The sequence below is a fragment of the Candidatus Tisiphia endosymbiont of Micropterix aruncella genome (assembly GCF_965178575.1).
Lineage (GTDB): Bacteria > Pseudomonadota > Alphaproteobacteria > Rickettsiales > Rickettsiaceae > Tisiphia.
This window is the reverse complement of the sequence record NZ_OZ238268.1, coordinates 123896-140925: the sequence shown is the minus strand read 5'-3', so window position 1 is coordinate 140925 and position 17030 is coordinate 123896. Positions and strand designations below refer to the sequence as shown.

18 protein-coding genes are annotated in these 17030 nt (G+C 33.0%); 11 read left to right on the top strand and 7 right to left on the bottom strand.

The window, feature by feature from the left end; translation table 11 throughout:
- Positions 1–13 precede the first annotated feature (13 nt).
- Positions 14–1702, bottom strand: a complete 1689-nt coding sequence (locus ACN1AG_RS00685; RefSeq protein WP_417905110.1) for a peptidylprolyl isomerase — start codon at positions 1700–1702, stop codon at positions 14–16.
- A gap of 76 nt (positions 1703–1778) precedes the next feature.
- Between ACN1AG_RS00685 and ACN1AG_RS00680 the strand changes: the two genes are divergently transcribed.
- The 4 genes from ACN1AG_RS00680 to ACN1AG_RS00665 all read left to right on the top strand — a co-directional run bounded on the left by ACN1AG_RS00680 (position 1779) and on the right by ACN1AG_RS00665 (position 4528).
- The gene (locus ACN1AG_RS00680; protein ID WP_417905109.1) at positions 1779–2519 is read left to right on the top strand and encodes a triose-phosphate isomerase family protein; all 741 of its coding nucleotides are present in this window, start codon (positions 1779–1781) and stop codon (positions 2517–2519) included.
- Entirely contained in the window at positions 2516–2821 is a 306-nt protein-coding gene (gene secG / locus ACN1AG_RS00675) for a preprotein translocase subunit SecG (protein WP_417905108.1), read from the top strand. The genes ACN1AG_RS00680 and secG overlap by 4 nt, the downstream gene beginning before the upstream one ends.
- A gap of 17 nt (positions 2822–2838) precedes the next feature.
- A complete protein-coding gene (gene kdsA, locus ACN1AG_RS00670) occupies positions 2839–3672 on the top strand; it encodes a 3-deoxy-8-phosphooctulonate synthase (RefSeq protein WP_417905107.1) in 834 nt (277 codons plus the stop codon).
- Between the two features lie 244 nt (positions 3673–3916).
- Complete coding sequence (locus ACN1AG_RS00665; protein ID WP_417905106.1) at positions 3917–4528, top strand: HD domain-containing protein; 612 nt, start codon at positions 3917–3919, stop codon at positions 4526–4528.
- A gap of 59 nt (positions 4529–4587) precedes the next feature.
- Here the strand turns inward: ACN1AG_RS00665 and ACN1AG_RS00660 are convergent, their stop codons facing one another.
- Complete coding sequence (locus ACN1AG_RS00660) at positions 4588–5898, bottom strand: MFS transporter (RefSeq protein WP_417905105.1); 1311 nt, start codon at positions 5896–5898, stop codon at positions 4588–4590.
- Between the two features lie 233 nt (positions 5899–6131).
- A complete protein-coding gene (locus tag ACN1AG_RS00655; protein ID WP_417905104.1) occupies positions 6132–6941 on the bottom strand; it encodes a class I SAM-dependent methyltransferase in 810 nt (269 codons plus the stop codon).
- A 243-nt stretch (positions 6942–7184) separates the two neighbouring features.
- Here ACN1AG_RS00655 and ffh point away from each other — a divergent pair, with 243 nt between their 5' ends.
- Together ffh and ACN1AG_RS00645 are read left to right on the top strand one after the other, a co-directional pair.
- On the top strand, positions 7185–8537 hold the full coding sequence (gene ffh, locus ACN1AG_RS00650; protein WP_417905103.1) for a signal recognition particle protein: 1353 nt from the start codon (positions 7185–7187) through the stop codon (positions 8535–8537).
- Between the two features lie 142 nt (positions 8538–8679).
- A complete protein-coding gene (locus tag ACN1AG_RS00645; RefSeq protein ID WP_417905102.1) occupies positions 8680–9744 on the top strand; it encodes a hypothetical protein in 1065 nt (354 codons plus the stop codon).
- Between the two features lie 5 nt (positions 9745–9749).
- On the opposite strand, the gene ACN1AG_RS00640 is transcribed toward ACN1AG_RS00645, so the two are convergent.
- The 4 genes from ACN1AG_RS00640 to rpmI all read right to left on the bottom strand — a co-directional run bounded on the left by ACN1AG_RS00640 (position 9750) and on the right by rpmI (position 11978).
- Complete coding sequence (locus ACN1AG_RS00640; protein WP_417905101.1) at positions 9750–10505, bottom strand: hypothetical protein; 756 nt, start codon at positions 10503–10505, stop codon at positions 9750–9752.
- Positions 10506–10522: 17 nt separating this feature from the next.
- A complete protein-coding gene (locus tag ACN1AG_RS00635) occupies positions 10523–11074 on the bottom strand; it encodes a hypothetical protein (RefSeq protein WP_417905100.1) in 552 nt (183 codons plus the stop codon).
- 316 nt (positions 11075–11390) lie between these two features.
- Positions 11391–11747: a 50S ribosomal protein L20 gene (gene rplT / locus ACN1AG_RS00630; protein ID WP_341747957.1), complete on the bottom strand. Its 357-nt coding sequence runs from the start codon at positions 11745–11747 to the stop codon at positions 11391–11393.
- Positions 11748–11774: 27 nt separating this feature from the next.
- Positions 11775–11978 (bottom strand): 50S ribosomal protein L35, encoded by a 204-nt coding sequence (gene rpmI, locus ACN1AG_RS00625; protein ID WP_341747956.1) that lies wholly within the window; start codon positions 11976–11978, stop codon positions 11775–11777.
- A 717-nt stretch (positions 11979–12695) separates the two neighbouring features.
- Here rpmI and ACN1AG_RS00620 point away from each other — a divergent pair.
- The 5 genes from ACN1AG_RS00620 to lptB all read left to right on the top strand — a co-directional run bounded on the left by ACN1AG_RS00620 (position 12696) and on the right by lptB (position 16891).
- A complete protein-coding gene (locus tag ACN1AG_RS00620; protein ID WP_417905099.1) occupies positions 12696–13304 on the top strand; it encodes an outer membrane protein in 609 nt (202 codons plus the stop codon).
- A gap of 699 nt (positions 13305–14003) precedes the next feature.
- The gene (locus ACN1AG_RS00615) at positions 14004–14960 is read left to right on the top strand and encodes a KpsF/GutQ family sugar-phosphate isomerase (RefSeq protein ID WP_417905098.1); all 957 of its coding nucleotides are present in this window, start codon (positions 14004–14006) and stop codon (positions 14958–14960) included.
- Positions 14960–15679, top strand: a complete 720-nt coding sequence (lptC, locus tag ACN1AG_RS00610; protein ID WP_417905097.1) for an LPS export ABC transporter periplasmic protein LptC — start codon at positions 14960–14962, stop codon at positions 15677–15679. Before ACN1AG_RS00615 ends, lptC begins: the two co-directional genes overlap by 1 nt.
- A 79-nt stretch (positions 15680–15758) precedes the next feature.
- Positions 15759–16130 (top strand): LptA/OstA family protein, encoded by a 372-nt coding sequence (locus ACN1AG_RS00605; RefSeq protein ID WP_417905096.1) that lies wholly within the window; start codon positions 15759–15761, stop codon positions 16128–16130.
- A gap of 23 nt (positions 16131–16153) precedes the next feature.
- Positions 16154–16891, top strand: coding sequence for an LPS export ABC transporter ATP-binding protein (lptB, locus tag ACN1AG_RS00600; RefSeq protein ID WP_375332779.1), 738 nt, complete (start codon positions 16154–16156; stop codon positions 16889–16891).
- The last annotated feature ends 139 nt before the right edge of the window (positions 16892–17030 follow it).

Sequence of the window (17030 nt, the reverse complement as noted above, 5' to 3'; positions counted from 1 at the left end):
ATTACAATATAAATCACATACTCTTTTGTTTCATTTTATTTTTCTTGATGGCATAGCTAATCAGCTCATCAATAACATTGTTTCTTATGGCTACTGCAATATCTACTTCATTTTTTTTCTGAATTTCTTGCCTTTTCGTCTTATCAATTCTTTTTGATTTTACATAAGCAAAATACGCCTTATCTTTTGACTGAAAAACTGGAGTATTGGAATCAATGTTAGCATTAAAAATTGCTGATAGTAATTCTGCTGGTAATTGCTGATTATTATGAATTTCATACCTAGAAAAAACTGTAGCTTGGTTGGTAGTAATGTCTAGAGGTTTTTTACTTTTACCAGGTTTATATTCTTTAGCAAGACTCTCTATGTTTCCTAAATTTATCTTTCTAATATATTGCTTATACCATAGTTCGTATACTTGATCCTTGACTGCCGAGAATTCTTGTAGTTTACTTGGCTGAATAGATTTAATCTCAACCAATATAAAAGCTCCTTTATCAGTTAGCTCCATTGGATATGATAATTCTCCTTCTGCAAGATCAAAAATACTGTCAGCATTTTGGTCAAGATCAATATACAATTCGCCTTTCAAGTGTTGGCGTTGTGGTACGATGGGACTTCGTGTAGGAACGACGGTTTGACTACGTTCCGTTCGCTCGCCACTCGCAGGCTTAGCCAAATCTTGAAATTCATCTTGTATATTATTAGTTAAATCCTTATAACTTACAGAATCTAAATTCTGTATTGGTAATTCATATTTTCCAGCAATTTCTGTTAAACTTGAACCAGCTGCCACATCATCTTCTAGATTTTTTGCTAATAGTAGCTTCAGCTCTTCTATTTTTTGTTGTTGCAATAATTCATTAACCTGTTTTCGTACCTCGCTAAATTTTTTATTAGCAAATTCTTCTTGGTTATCCTGATAAAACTTCAATAATTCTTCATCGCTATTATGAATTTGCTTACCTAACACTTCACTTGATATTTTTACATAAGACAAGCTACGTTTTTCCGGTATTTCAAATAACTCTTGGTTTTGCTTGTATAGCTCTTCTAACTGGCCCGGAGTTGCATAAGTCATAAACGCACCTTTAGGTTGAGCTTTTAGGTCAATTTGTACAAGGTCGACATCTCTTGTTTCAGCCATATAGTCTACGATATTTTTGACCATTATTTTTGGTGTTTGAAATGATTCTATAAAAATACTAATGAGACTATTCTTTAAGGTATGTTCTTTAACGTCAGATACATAGTCCTCCTCATTAATATAAGAATTTTTTAAAAAACCTTTAAAGAGTGCTATGTCAAATAGACCTTGCTCATTCTTAAAATTAGCAGATTCTTTAATAAACTGAATCACAGTATCATCAGTTAGATCTAGATTATAATAGTGTACTAAATAGTTCATGATGCGATTATTGATAAGTTTTTTAATAATAAAATTATCAATATTCAACTGCTTTATATCTTCTTCACTAAGATGTGTTCCAGTTTGTTTTTGAATAACACGAATTTGTTCGGCTTTTGCTTTTAGAAAATCTTCTTCGCTAATAGTTTTTGTATCAGAAAATGTAATCAAATCAAAATTATTGGTAGTCTGTAATACATCTTTAATTCCCCATCCAACAAATGCAAAGGCAATCATTCCAAGTAAAACACGCATTACAAAACTATCAGCAGCGTTTCTAATATTATTTAACATAAATATAAATTTTTTCTTCAAGTTTTTTGTAGTATACTAAGATAGTTCTGTACACTAATATCTGCAAGCGATTTTTATGAAAAAACTTATTATTGCTAACTGGAAAATGCATATAAGTTTAGATGATGCATTTAAATTTTGTGCTAGGCTAACAGAGCAGCAACATAACAATAAATTTATTATAGCTCCTCCTGCTCCCTATCTTGCTTATTTATCTGATAAATTCAAATCTATAGAGTTTTGTGGACAAAATGTCAGTCAATTTGAAGGACAAGGAAGTTATACGGGAGAATATTCAAGCCTATTACTGAAGCTAAGTGGTATTAATTATGCTATTGTTGGTCATAGTGAACGTAGAAGTTTCTTTCAAGAATCCAATGAATTAATCAGACAAAAAGCAGAGAATTGCTTGAACGCCAAGATCAGCCCTATTATTTGTATCGGAGAAGACCTAGCTACACGAAAAAATAATAATTATAAAAATTTTTTATTAAAACAATTAGTGGAATCCCTGCCAAATGATAAAATAGGGGAGGGGATAGATGTGATAATAGCCTATGAGCCGATTTGGACTATAGGAACAGGGATTATTCCTAACCAAGAAGAATTAATAGAGATATTTGATGTCCTCAATTATTTTCTTCAGCAAAGCCAAGTTGCAAATAATATTAGCTTAGTGTATGGTGGATCTGTAAATTTAGGTAATATAGAAAAAATATTAAGTATACAGAATATTGATGGGGTTATGATTGGCAAATCTTCACTTGATTATCAAATTTTAGTTCAAATATTAAATTATAGGTTTTTTAGAAAATGATGAATATATTACTTTTTGTTCATATTGTAATAGCAATACTGCTAATTATCGTAATTCTGATGCAAAAGACTGGCAATGATGGGTTAAGTGGTATGAGCGGTGGTAGTGGTAATATGGGTGTTGTAACAGGCAGAACTGTAGCTAATTTTTTGACTAAAACCACGGTAGTGCTTGCCACCTTGTTTATAATTAATGCTATTATTCTTGCCAATCTGTCTTCTCAGAAAAACCTTGGGATAATTAAGAAAATTGAACAAGTTAACGATAAGCAAGAAGAGTCTAGCTTGCCCATTGCCAAATAAAATTTAAGGACCAAGTTATGCAAAAAATAATTGATTTACATAATATCAAAATTGGTAATACCTTACCATTTGTGTTTATTGCTGGACCTTGCCAAATAGAAAGTCTAGATCATGCATTATTTATGGCTGACAAGCTTGTGACCCTTACTGCTAAGCTTAACATCCCCTTTATCTATAAATCGTCATTCGATAAAGCCAATAGAACTTCAATAAATGGTATCCGGGGTAGCGGTCTTGAGAAAGGGCTGGAAATTTTGTCTAAAGTAAAAACAGCCTTTAACTGCCCTATTCTTACTGACGTTCATATAGAGGATCAGTGTGCTAAAGTTGCTGAAATTGTTGATATAATCCAAATCCCTGCCTTCTTATGTAGACAAACAGATTTGCTGCATGCTGCAGCTAGGACTAATAAGGTTGTTAATGTTAAAAAAGGCCAGTTTCTTGCCCCTTGGGATATGAAGAATGTGTATGCTAAACTTGAAGCGTTTGGTGCAAAAAATATCATGCTTACCGAACGGGGTGCATGTTTTGGTTACAACACATTAGTATCGGATATGCGTAGTTTGCCAATTATGGCAGAAACTAAGACTCCTGTAATTTTTGATGCAACCCATTCAGTTCAGCAACCAGGTGGCATAGGTAACAGTAGTGGTGGCGAAAGAAAATATGTTGAAATACTAGCAAGGGCAGCTGTTAGCGTCGGAGTAGCAGGTGTTTTTATGGAAGTTCACCAAGACCCAAATAATGCCCCAAGTGACGGACCTTGTATGATCAAGCTGGATGATTTAGAATCTATATTGGTTAGGTTAAAGAGCTATGATGAACTAACTAAAGCAATATTTAAGATATAACATAACTTCAAGTATTGATGTAAGACATCGGTTTAATAGCCTAGGGTGTTCCTGCACCTTCGTATGTCACCCCTGTCTGTCATTCATCCCAGCTCCTTCGTATGTCACCCCTGCGTAGGAGGGGTCTAAAAAGTAGCATAGAAGGTATGTTATATAGATCCCCGCCTTCGCGGGGATGACATCGTTTTGACGTTAGTACTACAACTGTAGTATATAAGTTGAGTATAAAAATATTATGGTTTTTATGGAATATATTAACTATGGGGATAATCCAAGATACCAGTATTGTGCATATGCTGAGAGGTTGCTTAATGAATTAACTTTGCTAAATACAAAAGTAAAGCAACCAATAAACATTGATGAAGTCAAAAAAGGCATCTACTATGCTAAAAAATATCATGGTAGTCAAATGAGACAATCCGGCGAGCCATATTACTCGCATCCAATAGAGGTGGCTTATATGGTTGCCCAGTACACAGCCCTAGAAATTCCAAGATTGTTTAGGACTGACATGATAGTTACCGCATTACTACATGACACCATCGAGGATACAGAACTTACTAAAAAGATGATTGCCTATATTTTTGGTGATATAGTTGCTGGACAAGTTATGGATTTAACTAGGATTAAAGAAGACGGACATAAAATCAGCTCTGCCGAGGTGGTAGAAATTTTATATAGAGAAAAAAAGTATAATGTGGCATTTATAAAAATCTTTGATCGGATACATAATCTACAAACTTTAGAGGTTAAATCCCCCGAGAAAGCCAAAAAGATTATCGAGGAAACATATAACACATATTTTTACCTTAGCTATCCATCTTCAAATACCAGTAATAAAGCAACAAATTATTGAACTATGCTATCAACATCTACTCATTAAACAGCCTTTATTGAAACAATGGAAAATTATGGTTAAAGATGATTTTCAGTTTCCCGAGACAACTTCTCAAAATGAAGTAACCCAAATATATAACCAATACTTACTGGAATCATAATAAATAATAATCCTAGATAGCCAAAATATGTTGTTAAATAAATTAATCCAAAAGAACAAACAATAAAGACAACAGCACGAGAAAAAGCATATATTAAACCGCTACATGTAAAACGTTTAAAGATAGGAATGGCTTTAAGAATGATCGGAACAGCTGGTATGGTAGTTGGAGAAAAGACAACAATAAAACTCTGAATTAATAACATATTAAATGAGTTAGTGACATTTTTCAGTAAAAATGGAAAAATAAATATAAAAGGTAAAAAAATAAATAACTTTACTTTTAGTAATTTTAATGGATGTATTTTGTAACTTAGCCAAGCTAACATGCACCAAGGAAAAATTTGTATTATTGAGAGCATTAAATTTTGATGAATCACTTGTTCTGTACTAAAACAGAAAGAATTTTTTAGAATAGTACCACAAAAAAAATACGCAATGTAGAAATTTAATGGCCAAGAGCAATCTAATAAGAAGTAAGCTAAGGCTGTTTTCTTATTCACCTTTTCATTAACAATGGGGTTATTATTTAATTTTTTAATATCCATATTAGCTTTTTCAAATACCCTTTTTAACTGAAGTTTTGCATCAGCAAATTCAGGAGTTTCTATTAAAATTCTTCGAGCAGTTCCTCCAATTATGGCTATTATTGTTCCAAACCAAAAAGCTATACGCCAATTTACATTTCCTAAAGTTGCAAAACTTGCAACAATTAAGGCAATTGTTGTGCCTAAAAGCCCCATTACTTCAATAGTTGCTACAGCGGGATATTGAGCAGGCGGTTTCGTCATTTCTGTAACGTAAACCTCCGCACCAACTATTTCTCCAATAGAAGAGAGTCCCTGCATAACACGACATATAACCATACATACAGAAGCAGTATAACCCCATTGAGCGTAAGTTGGGAGATTAGCCATAGTGAGGCAACAGGCTGCCATAATACAAGTAGTTATAATAAAAGTTGATTTACGCCCTATATTGTCTCCTATATATCCAAATATTAATGCTCCTATAGGTCTCAGCACATATGATGAACAAAAAGCAGCTGCTGCGAGCAAAGTGGCAGTACTAGGATCTGTTTTTGGGAAAAATATCTCATTGAGGAATGTAGCCATGTGTACGTAAAGCATAAAATCAAAAAATTCTAAGAACGTCCCTATCGAAAGCAACCCAACCGCTTCTTTCTGTTCTTTCGTTAAGCTTCTTTGTTCTTGCTGATAGTTTAACATTATTTGCCTCGCATTTGCGTTCATTGAAATATATTTATGAGGGAATAAATTATGCTTATTACCCCAATTCGAGATAAGAATTAGTTAATTCTGATCCTCTTACGATGTCACCCCTGCGAAAGCAGGGGTCTAAAAAAGTTTAACAAATCCTCTCGGTTTATTTTTCTAGATCCCGCACCGAAGCAGGGGTAACATAAAACCCTACAATGTCACCCCTGCCTCCGAATTCGCGTTTATTGGAGTTTTTTCCCCCAAGATTGAAATACCCCACCTGCACTTTGTATAACCGTCTTGTCTTGAATAATCTGATCCATGTCTTTTAGCATCTTTTCTATTTCTAAATTATCGATCAACTTATGCTTAATAAAATGTTCTTTTTCTTCTAAAAGAGATAATTTTAATAATAATTTTTCTTCCGCCCCATTAAAAACTGGTTGATGAAAATCAAATTTTACATCTGTTAATTGAAGACTACATAAAGTATTAAATAGCTTTATACCATAAGAATAATCTACACTAAGTCTTTTTGCAATTTTATGTAATAATTCTTTATATTGTTCTATTGAACGAGCATATGGATAATTAAATATAGCTTTATAATCATGCTCTTCACATGCAATAGTTCCACCTGGCTTTAATAAACTTAACATATTATTTAAGGCTTTTTGAGGATGTGTTAGATGTATGAGTACAAACCTACAATATACTAGATCATATTGCTCATTACCCTGATAATCTTGTATATCTGCAACTTGGTATTCAACAATATCGATGTTTTTACTACTTAACTTACTTTTAGTAAGCTCTATCTGTTTTGGGCTTATATCTAAGCATAATAGTTTGCCATCTTGTCCAATTTTCTGATATATTATATCAATAGTCTCACCAGATCCACAACCAATAATCGCTACTTTCATATTTGGACGAAGTTCTAGCCTATCCAATAGAATATTAGTATATTTACCATATATTTTATTCAAAATACTGAGTCTATAATCCGTTTCATCGCCAGTTGCTAAAATATAGCTATTCTTTTTTACCATTTGATTTATTTATATTTTATATATCTATTTGGTAATATATTGCTGATTTGGTTCATTGATAGCAAGAGAAAATAATATAGAAAATTGAAATAATAAATTCTTGGTTGTAACAATACCACTAGTTCTTAATAAAAGCTGAAAGTTTTATTTCACAAATTAATTGCTCTTTTTTTTGCTAATATGCTTAGTGATTATTAGTAAGTATGCTACAATGCGGTGAATTCAAGTAATTTATTACATTTTATGTTTCAAACATTAACTCAAAATCTAACGAAAATTTTTGATCGTATCAAAAGAAGTGGTACTTTATCGGAATCCCAAATAAACGATACTATGCGTGATATTAGGATTGCCCTTCTTGAAGCAGATGTTGCACTGCCGGTAGTTAAGGATTTTATTGCTGTAGTAGCATTAAAAGCTATGGGGCAGGAAGTCATAAAATCAGTAGCTCCAGGGCAGATGATAGTAAAGATTGTCCATAATGAGTTAATCAATATATTATCCTCGTCTCTAGATGAAAGTAGTTTACAGCTTAAATCTGAACCGCCGGTAAATATTTTAATGGTTGGTCTGCAAGGCAGTGGAAAAACTACAGCAAGTGCCAAATTAGCACTTAGGCTAAAAAATCAAAATAAAAAGGTACTTTTAGTCTCTCTTGATATTTATAGACCAGCTGCTCAGGAACAATTAACTATCCTTGGTAAATCTATAGGGGTAGATTGTTTAACTATTGTCCCCAACCATACTCCTATAGATATTGCGAAAAGAGCTTTACACGAGTCGAAATTATCTGCCTATGACGTCGTTATTTATGATACAGCAGGTAGGTTACAAATCGATGATGAGATGATGAAAGAAGCATCAAATATAAAAAATTTAATAGACCCAAAAGAGATAATTTTGGTGGTTGATGCAATGACAGGGCAAGATTCGGTACTTATAGCTAGCAATTTTGATCAAAAATTAGGGATTACCGGCGTAATTTTATCCCGTATTGATGGCGATGCCAAAGGTGGGGCGGCTCTAAGCATTAAACATGTTACCAAGAAACCTATTAAGTTCTTAAGCACTGGCGAGAAATTGACAAATTTAGAATTATTTGACCCAGAACGCATAGCTTCAAGAATATTAGATATGGGAGATATCATCTCCTTCGTTGAAAAAGCAGCAAGCATAATAGACCATCAAGAGGCAGAAAGAGCGGCTGCTAGACTTAAAAAAGGTAAATTTGATTTGGAAGATTATCTAACGCAAATGAGGAGTATAAAGAAACTAGGTGGATTCAGTAGTATGATGAGTATGTTGCCTGGTATTAATAAAATTATCGATAAGGTCGATCAATCGAAATTAAGTGGCAAATTAATAGACCACCAAGAAGCAATAATTTTATCTATGACCAAGAAAGAACGAAAAAACCCAGATTTGCTAAATGCCTCACGTCGGAAACGTATCGCTGAAGGATCTGGAACATCAGTACAAAAAGTGAATAGTCTATTGAAACAATTTAAACAAATAAGTGGTTTCATGAAAAAGGCAAGCAATATGAATCCCAAAAGCCTAATGCGTAGTGGTATAAGCAACTTATTTAAATTATGATAACCTGAATTACCATCAACTCTTCATTTACGAGTAGTATATATGTATCCCTGAATTCGATGTAACTTGTTACATCGAATTCAGGTTGAATTTGACAGATGATCCCTGCGAAGATAGCGGGATCATATTAACCGGAGATTAAATGCTTAGCAAGGTATATAACGATCTTATTTTACAGATTAAAGCCAATAAATATGATTTTTTAAGGTTTGATCTGATTAAGCAAGATGCAATAAAGGATCTCGCAGCTCAGCTTGCCTTAAAATATGATATTGTGGTAGTTATAGGTTTTGGTGCGTCTTCTCTAAATGTTAGAGCATTATTAAGTATAAAGGCAGTAGCTACTAAAAGGCTAATATATCTTGATAGTTTAGATCAGTTGGAAATTGATGAGAAACTGGCATTAGTTGATTTAAGTAAAGCAGTCTTTTTCTCATTGAGTAAGTCTGGGAACACAAATGAAACCTATTTATTAACTAAGTATGTTTTAGAAGTTTTACATGTTCCCCCTCAAAATGTTTATGTAATAGTACCGTTTAGTAATAATTTGTTACGTAATTTAGCAGAGTCTTTTGGTACAAATTGTCTAGAACATGATAATATTCGTAGTGGAAGATTTGGCGTAATTTCTAATGCATCTTTGCTCCCAACCGCAATTGCAGGAGTTGATGTACATAAAGTCGTACTAGCTGCTTCAAAAAAAATATCAGATATTCTTCTTGATGGATTTAATATTTGTGAGATAGCGGAGCATTACCTTAATCAATATTATTTAAATAGACATATATTAGTTATGTTTAATTATTGTTATCAATTAGATGGTCTATGTAGATGGCAACAACAGATTATAGCTGAATCACTTGGTAAGAATGGTTTTGGTATAACTCCTATAATAGCAAAAGGAACATTTGATCAACACAGTCAATTGCAGCTTTATTTAGAAGGTCCGGATGATAAATTTTATCAAGTTATTACTAACAAAGCAAACTCAGATATTGAAATAGCTCTAGCTGCTCATTCTAATAATATATATAATGCATTAGGTCAAGTCAAACGACCAGTGATGCTAGAGAATTTTGTACATATCGATGAACAGGTAATTGTAGATCAAATTATTCACGTAATGTTGAGTACTATACTAATTGCAAATCACCTAAAAATCGATCCATTCAACCAGCCATCTGTGGATGAATATAAAAAGGTATAACAGACCTATTTCGCATCAGGAAGAGCTGCAAGTGCTGAATTAAACAACTTAGAAAGATTTTTCTTATCCACTTTGTCATCATCAGAAAAACTAGCAATAGTGGTGTCAATCATATCATTAGACAGTCCTACCGAGTGTGTCCATAGTACCCTACCAGTTGGTACGTCAAGAATAGCTAATCTAACTCGCGAAACTTCTGATGGGTCTGATAAATTGACTCTACCAGTTATACATCCCTTCAAAATCTCTGTACAAAAATCCTTAGTTACTGCACCAGATGTTTTACTCTCCGCATAGAAATTTATTAAAACTAGTAAATCAGCTCCTGCTTTTTCACCAAGATCAACTGCAGAAGGAATTTTTTCATCAATAGAATATGCCGCATCCTCTTTCCAAGCTCCACTAGCATAGAGTATATTTAGAGTTTCATCAAAATTATCCTTAATGTCAACGACGTATTTTGACAGTTTGTTAGTACCAATTTCTGTTCTAGAGAAAAGTTTAATATTATACCCTTTGTCCTGCATTTTGGTTATGAATGTATCTACAATATTTTCTTCAAGGCAATCCTCATAATTATAAACTCTCGTTTTTTTATTAAAAGCATCAATTTGATTTACTTCAACTTTTGGTGGTAAAAGTAAAGCAACTTTGGACTTAGTTAGCGATTGCGAATAATCAGGTGCATATCTCACAAAAGTCGTTTTAGTACAAGCCGATGTAGAAAAAAACAGTAAAATTATAAAGAAAATTCTGACCATATAACTATGTATTTTTATTAATTTTTATATGTAGCTGGAATGAGTCTAGTTCTCTTCTCAGAAAGAATAACTAGAACATCTTGCCCCTCATTTATCACAGGATTGGTTTTATCTTCTCTAGCCTGCACAATGGTGATAATACCTGTAGCACGTACAGCTGCCATAGCATTTCTTAAAAGTCTGCTACCTTCGTAATAATCGTCTTTCAAATTCGATCTATTAACCTGTACGATATATTCTGTACCTTTTGATGCTCCCAAAGCAGATTGCATTATTGCACCAGTAACACCTCCAACAATAGCACCACCAACAATTATAGCCGCGTTATTAGTTCCGCTAGCAGCAACCGCCCCACCAGTAACAGCCCCAGCTAGACCACCAATTGCATTATCACCAAGTCTTTCATCCTCCGTGATTTTGATATCTCTTTTGGCAAGAAGCCTTCCTTCCAATACAATATTTAATGTTGAATCACTAGTATATGTATTTGCCGCAAGATTCCGACCGCAGCTAGAAAGAGTAAAAGCAATTATAAGAATCAAAAAAGTATATAAAAGTTTTTTAATCATAAAATTATTATTTTTATATTGTTAATAAAATTTAAGAATGAATTAAAAGTAAGATTATACTATACAAAATTAGATACATGCAATAAATTACTATCTCCAGTTGCCAATTGAACTGAATAATTTTTGAGGAATTTTTAGGCAAAATGTAGCTGAATACCGCAAGCAGTATGCAGATATATGTGAGAAACGGAAGTAAATTTTGACGACAAAATTACCACAAAGAATCCGTTCACAACACTCTCATTAGATATCTTTCGAAACTCGCTTATGCGAGTTTCGAAAGATATCTAATAATGATCCAAGAGGTCTAATAAGTCTATTGCAGATGAGTCTTTACCTGCACCACTATATCTGCAAAACCTTGTGGGTTGTTGACTGCCAATTCAGCTAGCACCTTGCGATCGATATCTATGGCAGCTTTTTTCAGTCCACCCATAAACTGTGAATATACTAAATCATGCTCGCGTACTGCTGCATTGATTCTTTGTATCCAAAGCCCTCTAAAATCACGCTTACGATTTCTACGATCTCTATAAGCATATTGCAGAGCTTTTTCAACTTTTTCAATTGCTACCCTAAAGCAATTATTCGATCTTCCCCTATAACCTTTAGCAAGTTTGAGAATTTTTTTATGACGATTTTTTGAAACTTTTCCTGATTTTACTCGTGACATATCTCACCTATTTCCTTATTTAAATTATTAAATTCCATATGGAAGAAAGAATTTTTTCAAGTTCTTTGCATCTTGATCGCAGAGAATTGTTGTTCCTCTAAGGTTACGAAGTTGAGATTTTGTACGACGTCGCATGAAGTGCTTTTTTCCAGCTTGAGTGGCACAGACTTTGCCAGTAGCAGTAAGCTTAAAGCGCTTTTTTACCGCTGATTTTGTTTTTAATTTAGGCATTATAATTCCTTTATTTGGTATTTTAAGATCAGTCTAGCAAAAACTAGGCATACCAAAGCCACGTTGCTAATAGACGTAAGTATAATATTTTTAAGTATTATTGCAAGTCAATTTTGCAAATATTTTGGCTAGGATCATTTATATATGTTAATGTTATCTTAACCTCAACTATCGATGTAATAAATTAATAGTAGGCTCAAGTAATCATCGCCATTAGGGGTGATGTTACCGCCATTATGTCGTCCCTGCTTCGGTGCGGGATCTAAAAAAATAGCCAAGAAAACTATTAGACTTTTTTAGACCCTGCTACCTTCGCAGGGGTGACATCGACAATAGCTAAATGTACGTTATATCAATTATTAGTTGCGATTTTTGAACTGCCCTCTGAGGGTTATCTTAAAAAATAAGCTAGCTGATTAGTTTAATTTATAGTAAACTGTAAATTAACCTGAATTCGATGTAACAAGTTACATCGAACTTTCGTGTTATATATAGAAACAATCAGGTTTGAAGCGGCTGCCCACCTGATTGTTAAAATATAACACTCCATTCAATATGTGATTTTAATAATTAAAATCACATATTGAATGATGAAAAAAGTTAAAATGCACTCGCGTCAGCCGTTTCAAGAGTGCATTTTTCCTTATAACAAAGCCAGTGCGATATAAGAATTACTAATTCTTATATCGAACTGAGGTTAAATTAAAAAATAGAATTATGAAAAATTTACTCTTAGTAACGATTATAGCTATTTCACTTTTATTCTCTGTTTCCTCTGTGGCTATTGAAAATCAATTTTATTTGAAAGCAGAAGTTGGGGCGAATAAAATGGCTAATATTAAGTTAAATGATAAAAAACTAAAGCAAAATACCGCTATGTTTCTTGGCGGAGGTTTGGGTTATTATATTCTAGATAATGTTAGAGCTGATCTCATGCTTGCTTGGATTGCTAATCATCAATCTAAGCATTCTTTTGCCGGTACAGACTCAAAAATTAAGCCTCAAATTGCTACTTTAATGCTTAATGGTTATGTGGATATTGTTGATATAAGTATTTGTGAATTTTTTGTTGGTGCTGGTGCTGGAGTTGGTCAACTAAAAAACCAAATTACTAAGAATAATGGTGTATCAGTTTCTAGTGGTAAAAAAAACAACCTAGTCTACCAGCTTACTTTTGGAGTTGCTACAAAGTTAGCCCCAGGAGTAAAAGTTGAAGCAGCTTACAGTTGGAAAGATTTTGGTAGCACAAAAGAAATAAAAAATCATATTAAATCATTAGCATATAAAGGTCATAATGTATCACTCGGCGTCAGGTTGGATGTGTAATACCATTTCCCATTATTAACTACGCTATTTAGTGCTACAGTTGTAGTACTCATGTTAAAACGATGTCATCCCAGCGAAAGCTGGGATCTAATAATGTTTAATAGTCTTTTAGCCTGAATATTGCATGATGATAGAAATTTTCTGTCGTGTAGGTCTCATACTAAAAGGCATGCAGGTCGATTATCTAAAAATACACTTTGTAAATTTATATTTTTTATAAAATTACTGTATTTCCTGATATTATCAATACTTTGTGGGTATTGTGATAATTGATCGTGCAATATTCAGGCTAGGCTATTTTTTTAGATTCCCGCCGTTGCTAAGAATGATATCGTTTTTGGTTCTGTAAGTACCATTACACGCGAATTCGGGATAAGAATTTGCCAATTCTTATCCCAAATTCGGTAAAATTATAGAAACAATCAGATTTGAGACGGCTCTGCATCTGATTGTTAAGTTAATATTTTGCTAAAAACATGATTTTAAAAGATTAAAATCATGTTTTTAGCTTTGGAAAGGTTTAAAATGCATTCGCGTTAGCCGCTTTAAGAATGCATTTTTCCTTATATTAAAGCCAATTCGGGATAAGAATTAACTAATTCTTATCCCGAATTGGGGTATTACTTACGTTGGCTTTTTGATCCACGTGGGCAATGCTACCTTCGTAGGAATAACATCGTTGAACAACTCGGACACTATATGAAAATACCATACCATTGTGATGTTGCCAAAAGGGTTATATTAAAAGAATCTGCTGCATTAGTTGAATTATCTAATAATATTCCTAGTGATTTTAACAATATAGTAGATTATATAATTAACTATAAAGGTAGGATTATTTTAACCGGCATAGGAAAGAGTGGTTATATAGCTCATAAAATAGCAGCAAGTTTTGCTTCTACCGGTACGGCTGCTTTTTATCTGCACCCAGCTGAGGCTAGCCACGGTGATCTTGGTATGGTAACTGACAATGATGTAGTATTCATGCTGTCTAATTCAGGGGAGACAAAAGAATTATTTGATATAATGAAATATTGTAAGAGATTTTCTATAAAAATAATTGCCATGACTATGAATGCCAACTCTACTATAGCAATCAATAGCGATTTCCTATTATTAATACCAAGAATCAATGAAGCATCTTATATTGCCGCTCCAACAACTTCTTCGGTAATGATGTTATCTCTTGGAGATGCACTTACCACTTCTGTACATGAAGCACGAGGTTTCTCTGAAGATGATTTTCGGTTGTATCATCCTGGGGGGAAGATTGGAGCGAATCTTATAAAGGTAGAGAGCTTAATGCGGGGGAAAGATCAGTTGCCTTTAGTATATGCTGATACCTCATTTACCGATACTATATTGGTTATGAATCAAAAGAGTCTTGGATGTGCTATAGTGGTAGATAAAGATTTGAGTTTGGTTGGTATTATAACAGATGGAGATCTGCGTAGACATATTAATGATAAAATAGATATGAAGTATGCACGCGATGTAATGACTTCTAACCCAAAACAAATTTCTCCTTCGAAATTAGCGGGAGAGGCTTTAGGTGTAATGAATAGTAAAACAATTACTAGCATACCAGTAACTGAAAATAATATAGTGATTGGTATTGTTCATATCCATGACTTACTTAGGGCAGGAATCAGCTGATGAATGTCCATGATAATGTTACCCCAATTCTAGATAAGAATTATAATTCTTATCCCAAATTCGCGTATAATGTTGGCAATATTATGGTTAGGATTCCCTTCATAGATAAAGGTAGTAGTGCTATCATTTCATCTTATAGACGTTCAATTAGTCTATCAAAGATCTTATCTTGTTTAGGGATAGTATTAACCTTATATTTAATTTATATAAATTTAAATCCTATCAGTAATAATTTAAAATCAACTGAGGATAATAGTAGCAATAGTGCTTTTAATCCAAATGATAAACTCGATTATGAAATAAAAATTTCAAATTCAATTTTTAAGGGGTTCAATAAAAACTTAAATCCTTACCAGATTCAGGCTGTGCAAGCAGTTAGGACTTTAGGTAATCAATATAAACTAGAAGAAATTAATGCTACATATAAAATAAGTGACAACAAAGACTTAGTGATCAGTGCAAAAAATGGTATATTAAATGAGAATAGTCACATGTTAAAATTAAAAAATGATGTACAGTTTTTTTTAGGAGAAAGCAGATTAAACGCACAAGAAGCCCAACTGAATCTACTAAATAAAGAAACATATAGTAACACAGGGGTGGTATTATCTTATAAAAATTGTAAAATTACTTCTAATAATTTTAGTGCTACACATGATAATGATATTATAAATTTCAAAGGTAATGTATCGACGGTTATTGATGTATCAGATTTTTAGCATGATTTGTTATCTATTGCTTGTTCTAATCATGAGTTCATCAGCATATGGGAAACATCCGTACTCAAAGCATTCGAGTATGGATAAATTATATATTAATTCTGACAATTTAGTAATTGATCAAACTAAGAATCAAGCTTGTTTTACAGGAGAGGTGATTTTGTGGTTTGATGATATAATGGTAAAAACAACTAATTTAGAAATTTTTTATAAAACAGTTGATAATAAAAAAACTATTGATTACATCTCTATACCGTCAAGATTGACTGCTAAGAGGAATAATGGTCAAGAGTTACTAACTGCTATTTCTGCAAAATATTTTGTAGAAAGAAAAGAACTAGTGCTGCTTGGTGATGTAATAGTACAGAATAAGGATGGTATTATAAAAACTGACAAGCTAGTATATTATACGGAACTCAATAATATAGATTATACCAAATCAAAAAATTAGTTATGTAAGAAATTTTTTAAAGTATGCCGCATTTAATAATAGAGAAATTACAAGTAAGTAGTATTTCAAAATCTTATAATAAGAGAGTGATCCTAAACGACGTATCTCTTCAATTAAAAACAGGAGAAATAGTTGGTCTTTTTGGTCCAAACGGTGCAGGTAAAACTACCTGTTTTAGTATTATTATAGGACTTACCAAACCAGATAGTGGAGCATTATTTTATAATGATCATGATATTACTCATTTACCAATTTATTTAAGAGCTAGGTTTGGCTTTAGCTATCTTCCTCAAGAACCATCAATTTTTCGTGGGCTATCTGTAGGAGATAATATTAGATTAATGCTAGAGGTTTTAGAAAATGACCAAGAGATTATCGAACAAAAAACATTAGATTTGCTTAAAGAATTTTCTATTCTTCATCTAAAAGACATGCCAGCAATAGGATTATCCGGCGGAGAAAGACGTAGACTAGAAATCGCAAGAACAATAGCACTAGATCCCAAATTTATTATGCTTGACGAACCACTTGCAGGCATTGATCCGTTAGCAATTGAGGATCTTAAAAATTTGATTGTTCACTTACGTAACCGCAATATCGGCATCCTAATTACTGATCACAATGTTAGAGATACTCTTAATATAGTTGACAGAGCCTATGTTATTTACGAAGGAAAAGTCCTATTAGAAGGAACTCCACAAGAAATAGCCACAAGCTATCAAGTAAAGGAAGTATATCTAGGGCAATCTTTTTGTTTGTAATAATAGACTTCTTGCCATCAGCAATTATAAATCCAAAATTGTTGCGTGGATCACTAGTATGTCATTCCCGCGTAGGCGGGAATCTATAATATCTAATAGCCTTTGCAGGTTATTTTTTGGATTCCTCACCGAAGCGGGA

Bases quoted from the DNA above. Each gene is read 5' to 3' on its own strand.
- ACN1AG_RS00685 (WP_417905110.1), bottom strand. From the start codon at position 1,702: ATGTTAAATAATATTAGAAACGCTGCTGATAGTTTTGTAATGCGTGTT.
- ACN1AG_RS00680 (WP_417905109.1), top strand. From the start codon at position 1,779: ATGAAAAAACTTATTATTGCTAACTGGAAAATGCATATAAGTTTAGAT.
- secG (WP_417905108.1), top strand. From the start codon at position 2,516: ATGATGAATATATTACTTTTTGTTCATATTGTAATAGCAATACTGCTA.
- kdsA (WP_417905107.1), top strand. From the start codon at position 2,839: ATGCAAAAAATAATTGATTTACATAATATCAAAATTGGTAATACCTTA.
- ACN1AG_RS00665 (WP_417905106.1), top strand. From the start codon at position 3,917: ATGGAATATATTAACTATGGGGATAATCCAAGATACCAGTATTGTGCA.
- ACN1AG_RS00660 (WP_417905105.1), bottom strand. From the start codon at position 5,898: ATGTTAAACTATCAGCAAGAACAAAGAAGCTTAACGAAAGAACAGAAA.
- ACN1AG_RS00655 (WP_417905104.1), bottom strand. From the start codon at position 6,941: ATGGTAAAAAAGAATAGCTATATTTTAGCAACTGGCGATGAAACGGAT.
- ffh (WP_417905103.1), top strand. From the start codon at position 7,185: ATGTTTCAAACATTAACTCAAAATCTAACGAAAATTTTTGATCGTATC.
- ACN1AG_RS00645 (WP_417905102.1), top strand. From the start codon at position 8,680: ATGCTTAGCAAGGTATATAACGATCTTATTTTACAGATTAAAGCCAAT.
- ACN1AG_RS00640 (WP_417905101.1), bottom strand. From the start codon at position 10,505: ATGGTCAGAATTTTCTTTATAATTTTACTGTTTTTTTCTACATCGGCT.
- ACN1AG_RS00635 (WP_417905100.1), bottom strand. From the start codon at position 11,074: ATGATTAAAAAACTTTTATATACTTTTTTGATTCTTATAATTGCTTTT.
- rplT (WP_341747957.1), bottom strand. From the start codon at position 11,747: ATGTCACGAGTAAAATCAGGAAAAGTTTCAAAAAATCGTCATAAAAAA.
- rpmI (WP_341747956.1), bottom strand. From the start codon at position 11,978: ATGCCTAAATTAAAAACAAAATCAGCGGTAAAAAAGCGCTTTAAGCTT.
- ACN1AG_RS00620 (WP_417905099.1), top strand. From the start codon at position 12,696: ATGAAAAATTTACTCTTAGTAACGATTATAGCTATTTCACTTTTATTC.
- ACN1AG_RS00615 (WP_417905098.1), top strand. From the start codon at position 14,004: ATGAAAATACCATACCATTGTGATGTTGCCAAAAGGGTTATATTAAAA.
- lptC (WP_417905097.1), top strand. From the start codon at position 14,960: ATGAATGTCCATGATAATGTTACCCCAATTCTAGATAAGAATTATAAT.
- ACN1AG_RS00605 (WP_417905096.1), top strand. From the start codon at position 15,759: ATGGATAAATTATATATTAATTCTGACAATTTAGTAATTGATCAAACT.
- lptB (WP_375332779.1), top strand. From the start codon at position 16,154: ATGCCGCATTTAATAATAGAGAAATTACAAGTAAGTAGTATTTCAAAA.